Below are 18,128 nucleotides of genomic sequence, written 5' to 3' on the forward strand. Positions count from 1 at the left end.
CGCAGCATGCCGATGTCCCTGCCACGGCTCGCCCTCACCGCGGGCGAACCCGCGGGCGTCGGCCCCGAACTGCTGATCCGGTTGGCGGCCACGCCGCTGGCCGCCACGCTGGTGGCGATCACCGATCGCGCCCTGCTGCAACGCGCGGCCGCACGATGCGGCGTGGCGATCGAATTGATCGACGACGATGGCAGCGCACCCGCCGACCGTGCGGCGGGTACTCTCCGCGTTCGGCACGTGCCGCTGGAGACGGAAGAAATCCCGGGCCAGCCCGATCCCCGCAACGCCGGGCATGTACTGACCACCCTCGCCATCGCCGCCGACGGCTGCATGGCGGGAAGCTATGCCGCCGTGGTCACCGCACCGCTGCAGAAATCATCGATCAACGAAGCGGGTATCCCCTTCAGCGGACACACCGAGTTCTTCGCCGAACGGGCGCAGGCCGATGTGGTGATGATGCTGGCCAGCCCCGAGCTGCGGGTGGCGCTGGCAACGACCCATCTGCCGCTGCGCGCGGTCGCGGACGCGATCACGGCCCCGTTGCTGACCCGCGTATTGCGCATCGTGCATGCCGAGTTGCGCGTGAAGTTCGGCTTGCCGCATCCCCGTATCGCCGTGCTGGGCATCAACCCGCATGCGGGCGAAGGCGGGCATATGGGGCGCGAGGAAATCGACACCGTGATTCCGGTGCTGGACCAGTTACGCGCCGAGGGCATGCAGTTGCTGGGTCCTCTGCCGGCCGATACCGCCTTCGTGCCGACCATGCGTCCGCGCTACGACGCCGTGCTGGCGATGTACCACGACCAGGCGCTGCCGGTGCTGAAAAGCGAGGCGTTCGACCGCACCGTCAACCTCACGCTCGGACTGCCGTTCATCCGCACCTCGGTCGATCACGGCACCGCGCTGGACCTGGCCGGTAGCGGACGCGCCGACCCATCCAGCCTGATAGCCGCCGCCAACATGGCACTGGACCTCGTGGCTCGTGGCTCCACGCAGCCCTCCTCGTCCCTCGGTGACGGGGAGCCCGGCGAGGGGCCAATCCTGCGGGGAACGACCCAGTGAACGCGCGCCCCAAGAAAAGCTTCGGCCAGCACTTCCTGCACGACAGCCGCTACATCGACCGCATCGTCAGCGCGATGGCGCCACGCGCCACCGACTTCGTGCTGGAGATCGGGCCTGGCGAAGGCGCGCTGACGCTGCCGCTGCTGGCAGCGGCCGGCAAACTCACCGCCATCGAACTGGACACCGACCTGATCCCGGCGCTGCAGGCGCGCGCGGCCAGCGTCGGCGAGCTGCAGATCATCCACGCCGATGTCCTGAAGGTCGATTTCACCGCACTGGCGCAGCGCCATGGCATCGACCGGCTGCGCATCGCCGGCAACCTGCCGTACTACATCTCCAGCCCGATCCTGTTCCATTGCGTCGAGCACTTCGGCGCGATCGCGGACATGCACTTCATGCTGCAGAAGGAAGTGGTCGAACGGATGGCCGCCGAACCCGGCAGCAAGGTCTACGGCCGCCTGTCGGTAATGCTGCAACTGGCCTGTCGCGTGGAGCCGCTGTTCACCGTGCCGCCCGAAGCCTTCCGGCCACCGCCCAAGGTGGAATCGGCGGTGGTGCGGCTGGTGCCGCTGGCGCCGCAGGATCGCCACGATGCCGATGCGGGTGACGTCTACACCGTGGTCAAGGCGGCCTTCGCGCAACGGCGCAAAACCCTCAACAATGCACTCAAGCAGTTGATGGATACCGACGCCATCCGTCGTGCCGGCGTCGAACCGGGTGCCCGCGCCGAAACGCTCGCGCCCGGAGATTTCGTGCGGCTGGCGAAAATCTACGGCGGCCAGTGACCGTTCCCGCATCCTCGCATGCAATTGCGCCACGCACCGTGCCCCATGCGCGGCGACAAGCCCTACAATCCGGACATGACTGAGAAATCTTCCTACACGATCGATGTGCAGGTCGAAACACGTTTCGTCCCCGATCAATCCAAACCCGGCGACAACCGCTACGTTTTCGCCTACACCATCACGCTGCGCAACGCCGGCGACGTGCCCGCTCGACTACTCACGCGGCACTGGATGATCACCGACGCAAACGGCAAGGTCGACGAAGTGCGCGGTGACGGCGTGGTCGGCGAGCAACCGTGGATACGCCCCGGCGACGCCTTCGAATACACCTCCGGCGCGGTGCTGGAAACCTCGGTGGGCACGATGGGTGGCAGCTACCAGATGCTGGCCGACGACGGCACCGAGTTCGACGCACCCATTCCAACCTTCACCCTGTCCATTCCGCGTACGCTGCATTGATGGACGCGTTCTGACATGGCCACCTACGCCATCGGCGACGTGCAGGGTTGCTACCCCGAGTTGCAACGGCTGCTGGAGAAGCTGCGTTTCGATACCGCGCAGGACGAGCTGTGGTTCTGCGGCGACCTGGTCAACCGTGGTGGGCAGTCGCTGGAGACGTTGCGGCTGATTCACGGCTTGCGCGAATCCAGCGTGGTCACACTGGGCAATCACGACCTGAGCCTGCTGGCGATCGCCCAGCGCAGGCCCGAGGCGCAGGCGCGGGTGAATCCCGAATTGCGCGAAGTCCTGTTCGCCCACGACGCACCGGTGCTGTTCGAGTGGATGCGCTCGCAGAAGCTGCTGCACCACGACGAGAAGCTCAACTGGACCATGATCCACGCCGGCCTGGCGCCGAGCTGGACCTTGCGCCAGGCACAACGCGCAGCGCAGGACGTGGAACGCGAGCTTTCCAGCCCACGCCATCCGCGACTGCTGCGCAACCTGTTCGGCAACCGGCCCGCCGTCTGGTCCAACCGCCTGCAGGGTATGGATCGCCAGCGCGCCACCATCAATACGCTGACCCGCATGCGCTATTGCGACGTCAACGGCCGCATCGATTTCGATGCCAAGGGCGTACCCGGCACGCAGAAGCCTGGCCTGTATCCCTGGTTCGAAGTCCCCGGCATGCGCCGGCGCGATACGCGCATCGTCTGCGGCCACTGGTCGGCGCTGGATCGTTTCGCCGGCTTTGGCGTCCACGCCATCGATACCGGCTGCGTCTGGGGCGGAAAGCTCACCGCGCTGCGACTGGATGCGGAAGAGCTCCAGTACATCACGGTCGACGCGGAACCCCATCGCGTGCGTCCTCCTGGCGGCGGCGACTAAGTCGATCGCATCACCTGCTGCGCGGCATCGGCGGTAACCATTCGACCACCCAGAACGCGGCGCATCGACCGGCGCACGCGCCTCGCATCGCGTGCTAGCTTTGCCGCTCCGCAACATGAGCGATGGCCATGGAACATCACGACAAGGTCGACCGGCAATTCGGTTCGCGCGCACAGGCCTACCTGGAAAGCGCCGTACACGCACGCGGGCAGGATTTGCAGCACCTGGCGGCACTCGCGGCGACGCTGCCGACCGACGCGCGCGTACTGGACATGGGCTGCGGCGCGGGCCACGCCAGTTTTGCGATGGCGTCCCATGTGGGCGAGATGGTGGCCTACGACCTCTCGCGCGACATGCTCGCCGTGGTGCGCGACGCGGCGGTGCAGCGCGGGTTGTCGTCGGTGCGCACCGAGCAGGGCCCCGCGGAACAATTGCCGTTCGAGGCCCACGCGTTCGACCTCGTCGTCAGTCGCTACAGCGCCCATCACTGGAGTGATCCGGCCGCCGCGCTGCGCGAAGCGGCCCGGGTGCTCAAGCCGGGTGGGCACCTGTGCTTCATCGACGTGGTGGGCCCGCAAGGGCCCCACGCGACGCTGCTGGACACGCATCTGCAGGCGCTGGAGCTGCTGCGCGACACCTCGCATGTGCGCGACTACAGCCCCGCCGAATGGCAGGCGATGTTGCAGCGTGCAGGTTTCGAGTTGACCGCCGAACAGACCTGGCCGCTGGAGATCGAGTTCGCGAACTGGGTCGCGCGCATGCGTACGCCGCCGGTACTGGAAGCAGCCATCCGCCATCTGTTGGCGGATGCACCGATGGAAGTGCAGCGTTATTACCGTATCCGGGCGACGCTCGATTTCACGCTGGAATCGTCGATGTTCACCGCGCGCCTGGCGTAAAAAAAAGGCGGCCACGCGGGCCGCCTTTCTCTTTCAATCACCCGACATGGTCAGGACAGCTGGCCATGGCAGTGCTTGTACTTCTTGCCCGAGCCGCACGGGCACTGGTCGTTGCGCCCGACTTTTTCGCCCGTGACCGGCCGCATGGATCCACCGCCGGCGGACAACGGGGATTCGCCCGGCGCACCGCCACCGCTGGCGAGCATCTGCTTCTGCATGCGCTCGGCGAGACGTTGCTGCTCGGCCTCCATAGCGGCCACTTCCTCCTCGCTGCGAATGCGGATGCGCGCCAGCATCTGCACCACTTCGGTCTTGATCCGGTTGAGCATCTCGGAGAAGAGCTTGAACGCCTCGCTCTTGAACGCCTGCTTCGGATCCTGCTGCGCGTAGCCGACCAGGTAGATGCCCTGGCGCAGGTAATCCATGTTGGCCAGGTGGTCCTTCCAGGCGTTGTCGACCACCGTCAGCATGATGTGCTTTTCCAGCTGACGCATGGTTTCCGCGCCGATCTGCGCTTCCTTGGCCACGAACAAGGTGTCGAGCGCCTCGCGCACGTGCGCCAGGATGGCGTCCGCGTCCACCTCCGCCTGCTGTTCCACCCAGTGGACGAGGTCGAGCGACAGACCGAACTGGCCCTCGAGCTCACGGTTGAGCGCGGGAACGTCCCACTGCTCGTCGATGCTCTCGGGCGGCACGTGGGTGCGCACGATGTTGCCCACGACATCCTCGCGGATGTCGGCCACGGTAGCGGCCACTTCCTCGCCTTCGAGCAATTCGTCGCGCTGGCGGTAGATCACCTTGCGCTGGTCGTTGGCGACGTCATCGAACTCCAGCAAGTGCTTGCGGATGTCGAAGTTGTGCTGCTCGACCTTGCGCTGCGCCTTCTCGATCTGCCGGCTGATCATGCGATCTTCCAGCGAGTCGTCGTCCTTCATGCCGAAGCGCTTCATCCAGCGCACCAGGCCTTCGCCGCCAAAGATGCGCAGCAGGTTGTCCTCCAGCGACAGGTAGAAGCGCGAGGAGCCCGGGTCGCCCTGGCGACCGGAGCGGCCGCGCAGCTGGTTGTCGATACGCCGCGATTCGTGCCGCTCGGTACCGATGATGTGCAGGCCGCCGGAGGCCAGGACCTGGTCGTGCAGCTTCTTCCATTCGGCCTTGACGCGGGCGCGATCGACCTCGCTGGCGCCTTCGGGCAGCGCGGCCAGCGCCACTTCCAGGCTGCCGCCCAGCACGATATCGGTACCGCGGCCGGCCATGTTGGTGGCGATGGTGACCTGCCCCGGCGCACCCGCCTGGGCCACGATTTGCGCTTCGCGCTCGTGCTGCTTGGCGTTCAGCACCTCGTGCGCCACGCCGGCCTTGTTCAACAACCCGGAAAGCAGCTCGGACACCTCGATCGACGTGGTACCCACCAGCACCGGCTGGCCGCGCTTGTGGCAGGCCTTGATGTCCTCGATCACCGAGTTGTACTTCGGTGTCTGCGACAGGAAGATCATGTCCGGGTTGTCCTTGCGGATCATCGGCTTGTGGGTGGGGATCACCACCACCTCCAGGCCGTAGATGCTCTGGAACTCGAACGCCTCGGTGTCGGCCGTGCCGGTCATGCCGGCCAGCTTCTTGTACATGCGGAACAGGTTCTGGAACGTCACCGTGGCCAGGGTCTGGTTCTCGCGCTGGATCGGCACGCCTTCCTTCGCCTCGACCGCCTGGTGCAGGCCGTCGGACCAGCGCCGGCCGGTCAGGGTGCGGCCGGTGAACTCGTCCACGATCACCACTTCGCCATCGCGCACGATGTAATCGACGTCGCGCTGGTAGATGCCGTTGGCGCGCAGCGCGGCGTTCAGGTGATGCACCACCGCCAGGTTCTTGGAGTCGTACAGGCCGCTGTCCTGGTCGATCACGCCGGCGGCGCGCAACAGCTCATCGGCGTGCTGCATGCCCTCTTCGGACAGGTGCACCTGCTTCTGCTTTTCGTCGACCCAGTAATCGCCGCTGCCGTCTTCCTCGGTCTGGCGGATCATCTGCGGCACGATCTTGTTCAGCGCGATGTACAGCTGCGGGGAATCCTCGGCCGGGCCGGAGATGATCAGCGGCGTGCGCGCTTCATCGATCAGGATCGAGTCGACCTCGTCGACGATCGCGTAATTCAGGCTGCGCTGGTAGCGCTGCTCCTTGCTGAGCGCCATGTTGTCGCGCAGGTAGTCGAAGCCGAATTCGTTGTTGGTGCCGTAGGTGATGTCGGCGGCGTACGCCGCATTCTTGTCGGCGTGATCCATGCCCGGATACACCACGCCCACCTCCAGGCCCAGGAAGCCGTACAACTGACCCATCTGGGCCGAGTCGCGCCGCGCCAGGTAATCGTTGACGGTGACCACGTGCACGCCCTTGCCCTCGAGCGCATTGAGGTAGACCGGCAGCGTACCGACCAGGGTCTTGCCTTCACCGGTACGCATTTCCGCGATCTTGCCCTGATGCAGCACGATGCCGCCGATCATCTGCACGTCGTAATGGCGCATGCCCAGCACGCGCTTGGCCGCCTCGCGCACCACGGCGAAGGCCTCGGGCAGCAGCTTGTCCAGCGACTCGCCCCCGGCGACGCGCTGCTTGAATTCCTCAGTCTTGCCGCGCAGTGCTTCGTCGCTGAGTTTCTCGAACTCGGGTTCCAACGCGTTGATGCGGGCGACGGATCGGGAAAGCTGACGCAGCACGCGCTCGTTGCGGCTACCAAACAGGCTCGTCAAGGCACGATTGAACATCGATCTTCCGGGTAGATAAACGGGATGCCCGCCGACTGGCGCAGGCCAATCAGGCATATTACTACACACCCCGAGGGCGATCGGGAATGTGGTGATTCGGAATGGCGGTCGCAGCGCCGGTATTCAAGGGCGACACGCCATGGTGACGGCCATCGGCGTCGGCCGAGCCATCATGAGGGGGATAGCGGGAGCTATTCAGCGATGGCTGCGCACGTAGGTGAGCGGATTGACCACCCGACCACCGCGCCACACTTCGAAATGCAGATGCGACCCGGTCGAACGCCCGGTCGAACCCGCATCCGAGATCACCTGACCCACGCGTACGCGCTGACCCGGATGCGCCAGCAAGGTGCTGTTGTGCGCGTAGCGCGTCATGTAGCCGTTGCCGTGGTCGATCTCGACCACCTTGCCATAGCCGCGGCGCACGCCGGTGAACGTCACCATGCCCGCGGCCACGGCGTGCACGGGCGTGCCCTTGGGCACCGCGATATCAATGCCGGTATGGCGCGCCATGTGGCCGTCGAAGGGGTCGGGGCGCGTGCCGAAATACGACGAGATATAGCCCTGCACAGGCATGCCCGTGGGTTTCAGGCTTGATTCGATGCGCGCGTCCAGCAACAGGCTTTGCAGCGCGGACAACTGCGCCTGCTGGCTGTCGAACTGTCCGGCGAGCTGGTCGATGCTGGCTTCCAGCACCGGCGGCAGCGCATAGCCTGTCTCGCCGGCTTCCTCGATGCCGCCCACCGGGGGTGGCTGGTCGAAACTGAACTCGCCGTCATCGAGCTTGCCGACCTGGGCCAGCCGCACGCCCAGCGCATTGAGGCGGGTCGATTGCGCCTGCAGCTGGCCGAGTTTCAGCGCCAGCGCGTCCAGTCCGCGCTCGGCGTCCTGGCGGACCCCGCTCAATTGCGCATCCTGTTGCTGGATCTGCTGCTGCAATTCGTGGATGTGCGCCAATGTGCGGTCCTGCGGACTGGCGATGGTCAGTGCCAGCGCGGCCCCCACGCCAACGCAGCCAAGCAGCACGAATCCCGCGGCCGCATAGAGCTTCCAGCGCAGCCAGCGCCGGGAAAGATCGAGCGTGCGTGGCAACTTTCGATGACGTGAGACGAGTATGATTTGCATGAGTTTCCCAAGTCGAATCCCGCCGTGACGCAGCACGCCAACCCCGCTTCGCGCCGCCACGGCCACGGCCCGAAAGCCCTGGTCGATTGCGGCTCCTTCGCGGCCCTGGCCCGAAAGGCCGGCGCGCTGGAAGCGCTCGATCGCGCATTGCGTCAGACATTGCCCTTGCCGTTGCGCGACGAAATACGTTTCGCCAATGTGCGCTACGGACGCCTTGTCTTCCTAGCAACCTCACCAGCCTGGGCGGCACGTCTGCGATTGATGCAGACGCAGATCCTGGCCGCCGCCGATGCCATTGGCACCAACGCCAGTGCGATTACCGTGAAAGTGGTCCCCCAACCGCCGGCCCCTACCGAGCCGTCCCGATCAAAACCGCTTTCGCCTGCCGCCGCCGCCCATCTTCGGGCCGCCGCCGCGTCCATGACAGACCCCGAATTGCAGGGACTGTTCCTTGAATTGGCGTCCATCGCCGAACCCGCTGATTCCCCTTTTCCCGGGGCAGAGTAGCCACGAGTCGCTCATTGCGTCCTCGTCGGCTTGTGCGCCAGGAACCCCCCGTTGGCCGCCTGCGATCGCGGCCGAGGGGTTTTATAGCACGCGTTTGTGCCGCCAAGCACCTTGTCGATCACGAAAGTGTGAACTGACCCGGCCCGACGAGCGGGCACGGCGCATGCGAAAACGGCCCTGTCAGGGGGCTGACAGGGCCGTCGGGGTGTTTCGGTTAGCCGGGTGGCGTCAGATCGCCTGGGCCGGATGCGCGTAGGAAATCGGCGAGGTGGCCGGATCGTCCTGGTAGCTGACTTCTTCCCACGCCGAGGCGTCGGCGATCAGCGTGCGCAGCAGCTTGTTGTTGAGTTCGTGGCCGGATTTGTGCGCGTCGTAGGCACCGATCAGGCTGTGGCCCAGCAGGTAAAGGTCGCCGATGGCATCGAGGATCTTGTGCTTCACGAACTCGTCCTCGTAGCGCAGGCCGTCTTCGTTCAGCACCCGGTAGTCGTCCAGCACCACCGCGTTGTCCATCGAGGCGCCGAGCGCCAGGTTGTGTTCGCGCAGCATCTCGATGTCACGCATGAAACCGAAGGTGCGGGCGCGGCTGACTTCCTTCACGAACGAGGTCGTGGAGAAGTCGATCTCGGCGCGCGAGGTGCGCTTGGAGATGATCGGATGGTTGAAGTCGATCGAGAAACCCACCTTGAAGCCGTCAAACGGGGTGAAGCTGGCCCATTTGTCGCCTTCCTGCACCTTGATCGGCTTCTTGATCCGGATGAAGCGCTTGGCGACAGCCTGCTCCTCGATACCCGCAGACTGCAGCAGGAACACGAACGGACCGGCGCTGCCATCCATCACCGGCACTTCCGGTGCGGAAAGATCGACATAGGCATTGTCGATGCCCAGCCCCGCCATCGCCGAGAGCAGGTGTTCCACCGTGGAAACACGCACGTCGCCCTTGGCCAGCGTGGTGGACCGGCGCGTATCGCCGACATTGTCGGGTCGCGCGTGGATTTCCACCGGTGGTTCGAGGTCGGTACGGCGGAACACGATGCCCGTATTCGGTGCGGCCGGGCGCAGGGTCATGTAGACCTTGTCGCCAGTATGCAAACCCACGCCGGTGGCCCGGATGATGTTCTTGAGCGTACGCTGCTTGATCATTTTTGTTGGTACCTGTGTAGGTAGCAGCCAATCAGGGAGCGGATGCTAACACAGATTTAACCTGTGATAAAAGCAAACCGAACCGTACAGTCTGATTAAGCCTTCATGATTCCTTCATCCCTGCAGAGAGCGACCCACGAAGCCGGGTCGAGCGGTGGCGGCGAAGCCGTACATATGAGCGCGCCGCAAGAGCGAAATGACCGTAAGTGACGTACACGCTTGATTAGGCGTGACATCACACCATCCGCTTGTCGCAGTGAACCCACGCCGACTTTCGCCGCACGACAATCACGTCTGCGCGGCAACGACGCAACGCTACAGCGCCGGATGCAACCGACCGACGCCAGGCGATGCAGAGATGGACAAGCTGTGCGTATGTTTGTTCAGTCTATGTGATACCTCAGTCGGCCTGGCGACGCAGGAAAGCGGGAATGTCGAGGTAATCGATGTTCGGCTCGGCGTTGCGGGCCGGCGCGGCACCAGCATCTGCACGGTTGTGACCGGCCACCGCGTCAGGCTGCGCATAATCGACCACTTCGTTGCCGGTGCCGGTACGCAGCACCACCGGGCGCGGACGCATCTGCACCTGCTGCTGGGTCTCGACCGCACGGATCGGCTGACGCGATGCCGCAGCGCGGTTCAGGCCGGTGGCGACCACGGTGACGCGCACGTCGTCCTTCATTTCCGGGTCCATCGAGGTGCCGATCACCACGGTGGCGTCTTCGCTGGCAAAATCGTGGATAACCCGCCCAATTTCGTCGAATTCACGCATGGTGAGGTTCGGGCCGGCCGTCACGTTGACCAGGATGCCGCAGGCGCCGTTGAGGTTGACGTCTTCCAGCAGCGGGTTCTTGATCGCCGCTTCAGCGGCTGCCTGGGCGCGGTCGTCGCCGCATGCGGTGCCGGTGCCCATCATCGCCAGGCCCATTTCCGACATCACGGTGCGCACGTCGGCGAAGTCGACGTTGATCAGGCCGGGGGCGGTGATCAGGTCGGCAATGCCCTGCACGGCGCCTTGCAGCACGTCGTTGGCGGCCTTGAACGCATTCAGCAGGGTGACTTCGCGGCCCAGCACGCTGAGCAGCTTTTCGTTGGGAACGGTGATCAGCGAGTCCACGTGCTGCTGCAGATCCTCGATGCCCTTCAGCGCCACCTGCATGCGGCGGCGACCCTCAAACGGGAACGGCTTGGTGACCACGGCCACGGTGAGGATGCCCTTTTCCTTGGCCAGCTGTGCCACCACCGGCGCAGCGCCAGTGCCGGTGCCGCCGCCCATGCCGGCGGTGATGAACACCATGTCGGCGCCTTCCAGCATCGCCTCGATGCGTTCACGGTCCTCCAGCGCGGCCTGCCGGCCGACTTCCGGGTTGGCGCCGGCGCCGAGGCCCTTGGTGACGTTGCCGCCCAGTTGCAGGTGCGTACGCGAGCCGCAGCTGGTCATGGCCTGGGCGTCGGTGTTGGCGACGATGAATTCCACGCCTTCAATGTGGGCATTGAGCATGTGCGCCACGGCATTGCCGCCACCACCGCCCACGCCGATGACCTTGATGACGGCATTGGGTGCGAGTTTTTCGATCAGTTCAAACATTTCCCGTTCTCCGTGGAGTTGTTGTCGTTGTAACCGCGAGTACGGCTCCTGCCGTTTCGCGGTGGGTGGGTGAATCCGTCACCCGCGGTGGCGCGTCCCGCGCCCCCTCAGAAATTCCTGGTGAACCAGTTGCGCCATTTGCCGACCAGGCCGCCCACGCTGCCGCCCATCGGGTGGCTGACGCGGGTGCCGCCGGCGCGCGAACCGTGCAGCAGCAGGCCCACGCCGGTGGCGTGCAGCGGGCTGGAGACGACTTCGCCCAGGCCGCTGATCTCCTGCGGCACGCCGATGCGCACCATCATGTGGAAGATCTCCTCGGCCAGTTCCAGCGCGCCTTCCATCTTCGAAGCGCCGCCGGTGAGCACCACACCAGCGGCCACGAGGTTCTCGTAACCGGAGCGGCGCAACTGGTCCTGCACCATCTCGAAGATTTCCTCGTAGCGGGCCTGCACGCTCTGCGCGAGGGACTGGCGCGCCAGCCGGCGCGGCGGTCGATCGCCCACGCTGGGCACCTGGATGGTCTCGTCGGCATGCGCCAGCCCGGCCAAAGCGCAGGCGTACTTGATCTTGATTTCCTCGGCATGCGCGGTGGGCGTGTGCACGCCCTGGGCGATGTCGCCTGTGACGTTGTCGCCGCCCACCGGCAGCGAGGCGGTGAAGCGGATCGAGCCGTGGGTGTAGATGGCGATGTCGGTGGTGCCGGCGCCGATGTCGACCAGGCACACGCCCAGCTCGCGCTCGTCGTCGGTCAGCACGGATTTGGCGCTGGCCAGCGCCGAGGGCACCAGCTCGTCCACCGACAGGCCGCAGCGCTGGATGCACTTGGTGATGTTCTGCACCGCCGCCGCGGCGCCGGTGACCAGGTGCACATTCGCCTCAAGCCGCACACCACTCATGCCGACCGGCGAGCGGATGCCGTCCTGGCCGTCGATGCGGTATTCCTGCGATTCCTTGTAGAGCACCTTGCGGTCGGCCGGGATCGCCACCGCGCTGGCCGCTTCCAGCACCTGTTCCAGGTCGCCCACGGTGACCTCACGGTCGCGGATGGCCGCGTTGCCGTGCGAGTTGCGGGTTTCCAGGTGGCTGCCGGAGATGGAGGCGTAGACCGAGCGGATATCGCAGCCGGCCATCAGCTCGGCCTCCTCCACCGCGCGCTGGATCGAGTGCACGGTCGATTCGATGTCGACCACCGAGCCGCGCTTCATGCCGCGCGACACGTGGGTGCCGATACCGATCACGGTGATCGGCTCGCCGATTTCGTATTCGCCGACGATCGCCACCACTTTCGAGGTGCCGATATCGAGGCCGACGACGAGTTGCTTGTCGTTGCGTGGTTTCATGAGGAAATGTTCATGGTGGGGGGCGAACCTCCAGCGTTGGCGGGGGCCGCTTGCGACCAGCGCACGGCGAATCCGTTGGTGTAGCGAAGATCGGCGTAGGCAAACGGCTCGGTATGGCCGGCCATCAGCTGCGGGTAGACATCCAGGAAACGGCGCAAGCGGCGGCCCGCCTGTTCGCGATCGCCGATCACGATGCGCGCGCCGGTGGCGGTGCTGATGCTCCAGCTGCCGCGCTCGCTCAATGCCACGCCGTTGATGCGCAGCCCGCTGCCGCCAAACGCTTTCTGAGTCTGCGCGTAGAAGCTCACCACCTCGGCCAGGCGATCGTCCGGGCCTTGCAGATGGGGCAACGCGACGAGGTCGCCCGCGACGGGCGCATCGAACACCAGGCCCTGGCGGCTGATCAGCCGCTTGTCGTTCCAGCGCGCGAACGGCTGGCGCTCGTAGATGCGCAGCGACAATGTATCGGGCCAGCGCTTGCGTGCCTCCACCGACTCCACCCATGGCAGCGCGGCAACGGCCTTCTGCACGTTGTCCAGGTTCAGCGCGAAAAATCCGCGGCCGATGCCGGGCAACACCGCGGCACGCACTTCCGCCGGCGTCACGTGCTTGAACTCCGCCTGCACGGTCAAATGGTTCACCGGCCACCGCGCCGCCGCAAACCAGCCGCGCAGCACGCCCACGATGGGCAGCGCCACCAGGGCGATGGCCAGGCACCAGGCGATCAGGCGGACGGAGCTTTTCACTCTGTGCCTCCTTCGGTGCCACGGGATTCGGGATTGGGGATTCGGGATTTGGAAGAGCTGGCGACCTGTGGCCCGAAACTCGTTTCCAGCACCCGCCAGCACAGTTCTTCGTAATCGATGCCGGCCGCGGCGGCGGCCTTGGGTACCAGCGAATGCGAGGTCATGCCGGGCGCGGTGTTCACTTCCAGCAGCCAGTTGCGGCCCTGGCGATCGCGCATCACATCGACGCGGCCCCAGCCGTTGCAACCGAGCGCATCGAAGGCCTGCAACGCCAGCGCGCGCAGCGACGCTTCGGCCTCGCCGTCCAGACCCGGGCACAGGTACTGGGTGTCTTCGGCCACGTATTTGGCGTTGAAATCGTAGAACTGCGCCTTCGGCACGATATGGATGCTGGGCAGCACATCGCGACCCAGGATGCTGACGGTGAGCTCGGCGCCTTCGATCAGCGTTTCCATCAGCATGTCGCCGGGATACTGCGTCGCCAGCGCCACCGCCTGATCCAGTTGCGAGGCATCGAACACGCGGCTTACGCCCACGCTGGAGCCCTCGCAGGCCGGCTTCACGATCAACGGGAAACCGATCGTCCGCGCCGCGGCTTGTACTTCGGCGCCGCGCGGCAACGGCATGAACGCCGGCGTGGGCAAGCCCAGCGACTGCCACACCCGCTTCGAGCGCGTCTTGTCCATCGACAAGGCGGAACCCAGCACGCCCGAGCCGGTGTACGGCACGTTCAGCGCTTCCAGTGCGCCCTGCAGCACGCCGTCCTCACCACCGCCATGCTGGCCGTGCAGGATGTTGAACACGCGGTCGAACCGGCCTGCCCGCAGCGCATCCAGCAAGGCCGGAATGCCGTCGACGGCATGCGCATCGACGCCGCGCGCCTGCAGCGCGGCCAACACGTTGCGGCCGGAATCCAGCGACACGCTGCGCTCGGTGGAACTGCCGCCCATCACCACGGCCACGCGGCCGAAGTCGGCGGGATTGTCGATGCGATGGCGTTGCATGGTGCTCATTTGCGTGTCCTCAGCTCACCGACCCGCCCCAGCTCGACCGCCACCGCGCCGATATCACCGGCGCCCATCAGCAGCAGCAGGTCGCCATCGCGCAGCAGCGCCGGCAGGGTGTCGGCGAATTCGCGCGGGTGATCAACCAGCACCGGATCGACCTTGCCGCGCGCACGCACCGCACGTGCCAGTGCGCGGCCATCGGCACCGGCGATCGGCGCTTCGCCGGCAGCGTAGACATCAGTCAGCACCAGCACATCGACCTCGGCCAGCACGTTGGCGAAATCGTCCAGCAGGTCGCGCGTACGGCTGTAGCGATGCGGCTGGAAACCCACCACCAGCCGCCGCTCGGGCCAGCCGCCGCGCACTGCGGCGAACACCGCCGCCAGCTCGCTGGGGTGATGGCCGTAATCGTCCACCAGCAGGACCGAGCCCTCGTCGAGCGCGATCTCGCCACGCCTATGGAAGCGCCGGCCCACGCCCTGGAACTTGCCCAGCGCATGCGCGATGGCTTCCGCCTCGACCCCGAGCTGCCAGCCGATCGCCGCCGCCGCCAACGCGTTCAGCACGTTGTGGCGCCCGGGCAAGTTCAGCATCACCGGCAAGGCTTCTCCACGACCCGGCAGATGCAGGTTGAAATGCATCTCGAAGCCGCTCTGCCGCAACCCGCTGGCGCGCACGTCGGCGTCCTGCGAGTCGATGCCGTAAGTCATCACCCGGCGGGTCGTGCGGCCGGCCAGTTCACGCACTTCGGCGTCATCCACGCACAACACGGCCAGCCCGTAGAACGGCAGCCGGTGCAGGAAATCGGCGAACGCCTTCTTCACCAGGGCGAAGTCGCCGCCGTAATTTTCCAGGTGATCGGCGTCGATATTGGTGACCGCCGCGATGATCGGCGACAGCAGCAGGAATGAACCGTCCGACTCGTCGGCCTCGGCCACCAGGTATTGACCGGTGCCCAGCCGCGCGTTGGCGCCAGCAGCGTTCAACTGGCCGCCGATGACGAAGGTGGGGTCGTAGCCGGCCTCGGCCAGCACGCTGGCGGTGAGGCTGGTGGTGGTGGTCTTGCCGTGGGTGCCGGCGATGGCCACGCCACGGCGGAAACGCATCAGCTCGCCCAGCATTTCCGCGCGCGGCACCAGCGGGATGCGCGCCTCGCGGGCGGCCAGCAATTCGGGATTGTCCTGCGGGATCGCGCTGGACGTCACTACGACATCGGCATCACCCAGGTTCGCCGCCGCATGTCCGATGTGCACGGTGATACCCAACTCCTGCAACCGCAACGCCGTGGGAGACGCGTTGCGGTCGGAGCCGGAAACGGCATAGCCCAGGTTGTGCAGCACCTCGGCGATACCGCTCATGCCCACGCCACCGATGCCGATGAAATGCACCCGGCGGAACGTGCTCATCAGATCTTCCTGGGCGGAGAGTCGACGCGGGTTCATGCGGCCACCTCCAGGCAGGCGCGGGCGATGACCGCGGCGGCATCGGGTTTGGCCAGCGTGCGGGCTGACTCGGCCATGGCCAGCAACCGGCTGCGGTCGCCAAGCAGCGCAGCGAGTTGCTGCGCCAGAAGTTCTACGTTCAAGCTGTTCCCTTTCAGATCGGATTCCGGCAGCAGTACGGCGGCGCCGGCCTGCACCAGTACGTCGGCGTTGCGGGTCTGGTGGTCGTCCACCGCGTGCGGAAACGGCACCAGCACCGCACCCAACCCGGCCGCCGACAGTTCGGCCAGGGTCAGCGCGCCGGCGCGGCAAACCGCCAGATCCGCCCAGGCATAGCTGGCCGCCATGTCTTCGATGAACGGCACCACCTGCGCGTGGACGCCAGCTTCGGCATAGGCCGCGTTGGTCTCGTCGATACCGCGCGCGCCGCACTGGTGCAGGACCTCGGGCCGCTGCGACGGGTCGAGCCGGGCCAGTGCCTGCGGCAGCGCCAGGTTCAATGACCGCGCGCCCAGGCTGCCACCCAGCACCAGCAACCGCGGCGGATCCTGGCGCTGCGCCATGCGCGACGCGGGCGGCGGCAGTTGGGCGATCGCCTGGCGCACGGGGTTACCCACCCATTCCGCCTGCGGCAGCGCATCGGCAAAACCGGTCAGCACGCGGCGGGCCATGGTGGCCAGTTTGCGATTGGTGAAGCCGGCCACGCGATTCTGTTCGTGCACCAGCAACGGCCGCCGCAACAGCCACGCCGCCAAGCCGCCGGGCCCGGCCACGTAGCCGCCCATCGACAACACGCTGCGCGGCTGTACCCGCCGCAGCAGCGCCAGCGAAGCGAACAAGGCCTGCAGCAGCATCGCCGGCGCCAGCAGGCGAGCCTTCCAGCCTTTGCCGCGCAGCCCGCGCACCGCCACCGTGTGCAGCGGAATGTTGTGGGCCGGAACCACGCGGGTTTCCATGCCACCGGCCGCACCCAGCCACATCACCGGTACACCCTGCCCACGCAGCGTTTCCGCCACGGCCAGGCCCGGGAAAATGTGGCCACCGGTGCCACCGGCCATGATCAGCACGGGGCGGGAATCGGCAACACGGGATTCGGGATTCATGCGGCCACCTGCTCACGCGGGGTGACCGCGGCATTCGCATCGACGGCGGTCACCGCCGCCGGCATCCGGGTCGCCATGTGCCGAGCGTCCAGCGCGCGGTTGATCTCGAACGTGGCGCGCAGCAGCACGCCGGCCATGGCGCAGGTCAGCACCATCGAGGAGCCGCCGTAGCTGATCAGCGGCAAGGTCAGGCCCTTGGTCGGCAACGCGCCGAGGTTGACGCCCACCGAGACGATCGCCTGCATCGCCAGCATCAGCGAGATGCCGAACGCCACGTAGCCGGCGAAGCGCTGCCCCACTTCCACGCCCTTGAGGCCCAGGTAAAGTCCGCGCCCCACCACCATCGCGAACAGGCCGATCACCAGCACCACGCCCGCCAGGCCCAGCTCCTCGCCGATCACCGCGAAGATGAAATCGGTATGCGCCTCGGGCAGGTACGACAGCTTCAGCACGCTGGAGCCCAGCCCCACGCCGGTCCACTCGCCGCGACCGATCGCCATCAGCGACTGGGTCAACTGGAAACCGTCGTTGAACGGGTCTTTCCACGGATCCATGAACGAGGTCAGCCGCTTCATGCGGTAGCTCTCGCCGGTGGCCGCGATATACAGCAGCGGCATCAGCGGCAGCCCCATCAGGAACAGGAAGATCGGCCGCGCGCCGCCCAGCCACACCATCGCGATGGTCACCGCGATCACCAGCGTGGCCGAGCCGAAATCCGGTTGCGCCAGCAGCAGCAATACGATCAACCCCGCCACCACCACCGGCTTGAACAAGCCAAGGAAGCGCGTTTCCACGTTCTCGCGGTGGCGCACCAGATAGCTGGCGATGTACACCACCAGGATCAGCTTCACCGCCTCCACCGGCTGGAAGCTGGTCACCAGCAGGTTCAGCCAGCGCCGCGCGCCATTGATGCGCATGCCCAGGTGCGGCACGAACACCGCCAGCAACAACACGAACGCCAGCGCCAGCAGCGGAAACGCGAACTTCTCCAGCAGCTTCATCTCGGTGCGCATGGCCACGCCCGCCACCAGCAGCCCCAGGCTGAGAAACACCAGGTGCCGCTCCAGGTAATAGAACGCCCCCAGGTGCTGGCTGTCCGCCACCGAGATCGAACTGGACGCCACCATCACCACACCGATGCTGGCCAACGCGATCAACGCCACCAGCAACAGCAGATCGAAGCTGCCGCGCGGGCCGTGCCGCCGTTTTGCCTGGGTGGTGTCAAACATGGGCTTGCTCCGCAAGCCGGGAATGGGGAATCGGGAATGGGGAACAGGTAAAAGCGCGCACGACACGATG

General features: G+C 66.2%; 16 protein-coding genes. 6 read left to right on the plus strand and 10 right to left on the minus strand.

Annotated elements, in window-relative coordinates:
• Positions 1 to 12: 12 nt before the first annotated feature.
• From pdxA to ASD22_RS09625, 5 genes are all read left to right on the plus strand, one after another.
• Positions 13 to 1,062 (plus strand): 4-hydroxythreonine-4-phosphate dehydrogenase PdxA, encoded by a 1,050-nt coding sequence (pdxA, locus tag ASD22_RS09605; RefSeq protein WP_056084104.1) that lies wholly within the window; start codon positions 13 to 15, stop codon positions 1,060 to 1,062.
• The gene (gene rsmA, locus ASD22_RS09610; protein WP_056082332.1) at positions 1,059 to 1,847 is read left to right on the plus strand and encodes a 16S rRNA (adenine(1518)-N(6)/adenine(1519)-N(6))-dimethyltransferase RsmA; all 789 of its coding nucleotides are present in this window, start codon (positions 1,059 to 1,061) and stop codon (positions 1,845 to 1,847) included. The genes pdxA and rsmA overlap by 4 nt, the downstream gene beginning before the upstream one ends.
• Before the next feature lie 75 nt (positions 1,848 to 1,922).
• Positions 1,923 to 2,306, plus strand: a complete 384-nt coding sequence (gene apaG / locus ASD22_RS09615; RefSeq protein ID WP_040670114.1) for a Co2+/Mg2+ efflux protein ApaG — start codon at positions 1,923 to 1,925, stop codon at positions 2,304 to 2,306.
• A 15-nt stretch (positions 2,307 to 2,321) separates the two neighbouring features.
• On the plus strand, positions 2,322 to 3,173 hold the full coding sequence (locus ASD22_RS09620) for a symmetrical bis(5'-nucleosyl)-tetraphosphatase (protein WP_056082335.1): 852 nt from the start codon (positions 2,322 to 2,324) through the stop codon (positions 3,171 to 3,173).
• A 128-nt stretch (positions 3,174 to 3,301) separates the two neighbouring features.
• Positions 3,302 to 4,072, plus strand: a complete 771-nt coding sequence (locus tag ASD22_RS09625; protein ID WP_056084107.1) for a class I SAM-dependent methyltransferase — start codon at positions 3,302 to 3,304, stop codon at positions 4,070 to 4,072.
• A 50-nt stretch (positions 4,073 to 4,122) separates the two neighbouring features.
• Here ASD22_RS09625 and secA read toward each other — a convergent pair whose 3' ends face one another.
• Both secA and ASD22_RS09635 read right to left on the minus strand, forming a co-directional pair.
• Entirely contained in the window at positions 4,123 to 6,828 is a 2,706-nt protein-coding gene (gene secA / locus ASD22_RS09630; RefSeq protein ID WP_056082338.1) for a preprotein translocase subunit SecA, read from the minus strand.
• Between the two features lie 195 nt (positions 6,829 to 7,023).
• Positions 7,024 to 7,953, minus strand: a complete 930-nt coding sequence (locus tag ASD22_RS09635; protein ID WP_056082341.1) for a M23 family metallopeptidase — start codon at positions 7,951 to 7,953, stop codon at positions 7,024 to 7,026.
• A 24-nt stretch (positions 7,954 to 7,977) separates the two neighbouring features.
• Between ASD22_RS09635 and ASD22_RS09640 the strand changes: the two genes are divergently transcribed.
• Positions 7,978 to 8,460: a DUF721 domain-containing protein gene (locus ASD22_RS09640; RefSeq protein ID WP_056082344.1), complete on the plus strand. Its 483-nt coding sequence runs from the start codon at positions 7,978 to 7,980 to the stop codon at positions 8,458 to 8,460.
• A 228-nt stretch (positions 8,461 to 8,688) separates the two neighbouring features.
• On the opposite strand, the gene lpxC is transcribed toward ASD22_RS09640, so the two are convergent.
• The 8 genes from lpxC to ftsW form a co-directional block, all read right to left on the minus strand.
• Positions 8,689 to 9,603, minus strand: a complete 915-nt coding sequence (lpxC, locus tag ASD22_RS09645; RefSeq protein WP_056082347.1) for a UDP-3-O-acyl-N-acetylglucosamine deacetylase — start codon at positions 9,601 to 9,603, stop codon at positions 8,689 to 8,691.
• Positions 9,604 to 10,003: 400 nt separating this feature from the next.
• Positions 10,004 to 11,191, minus strand: a complete 1,188-nt coding sequence (gene ftsZ / locus ASD22_RS09650; protein ID WP_056082350.1) for a cell division protein FtsZ — start codon at positions 11,189 to 11,191, stop codon at positions 10,004 to 10,006.
• A gap of 107 nt (positions 11,192 to 11,298) precedes the next feature.
• On the minus strand, positions 11,299 to 12,531 hold the full coding sequence (gene ftsA, locus ASD22_RS09655; protein WP_056082352.1) for a cell division protein FtsA: 1,233 nt from the start codon (positions 12,529 to 12,531) through the stop codon (positions 11,299 to 11,301).
• Positions 12,528 to 13,277: a cell division protein FtsQ/DivIB gene (locus tag ASD22_RS09660; protein ID WP_056082355.1), complete on the minus strand. Its 750-nt coding sequence runs from the start codon at positions 13,275 to 13,277 to the stop codon at positions 12,528 to 12,530. The genes ftsA and ASD22_RS09660 overlap by 4 nt, the downstream gene beginning before the upstream one ends.
• The gene (locus tag ASD22_RS09665; protein ID WP_056082360.1) at positions 13,274 to 14,290 is read right to left on the minus strand and encodes a D-alanine--D-alanine ligase; all 1,017 of its coding nucleotides are present in this window, start codon (positions 14,288 to 14,290) and stop codon (positions 13,274 to 13,276) included. Before ASD22_RS09665 ends, ASD22_RS09660 begins: the two co-directional genes overlap by 4 nt.
• Positions 14,287 to 15,726 (minus strand): UDP-N-acetylmuramate--L-alanine ligase, encoded by a 1,440-nt coding sequence (murC, locus tag ASD22_RS09670; RefSeq protein ID WP_056082363.1) that lies wholly within the window; start codon positions 15,724 to 15,726, stop codon positions 14,287 to 14,289. The genes ASD22_RS09665 and murC overlap by 4 nt, the downstream gene beginning before the upstream one ends.
• Positions 15,723 to 16,829, minus strand: a complete 1,107-nt coding sequence (gene murG, locus ASD22_RS09675; RefSeq protein ID WP_056082366.1) for an undecaprenyldiphospho-muramoylpentapeptide beta-N-acetylglucosaminyltransferase — start codon at positions 16,827 to 16,829, stop codon at positions 15,723 to 15,725. The genes murC and murG overlap by 4 nt, the downstream gene beginning before the upstream one ends.
• Complete coding sequence (gene ftsW / locus ASD22_RS09680; RefSeq protein ID WP_056082369.1) at positions 16,826 to 18,058, minus strand: putative lipid II flippase FtsW; 1,233 nt, start codon at positions 18,056 to 18,058, stop codon at positions 16,826 to 16,828. Before ftsW ends, murG begins: the two co-directional genes overlap by 4 nt.
• Positions 18,059 to 18,128 lie beyond the last annotated feature (70 nt).

Origin of the sequence: Rhodanobacter sp. Root480, from assembly GCF_001426645.1 — a bacterium.
GTDB lineage: Bacteria > Pseudomonadota > Gammaproteobacteria > Xanthomonadales > Rhodanobacteraceae > Rhodanobacter > Rhodanobacter ginsenosidimutans.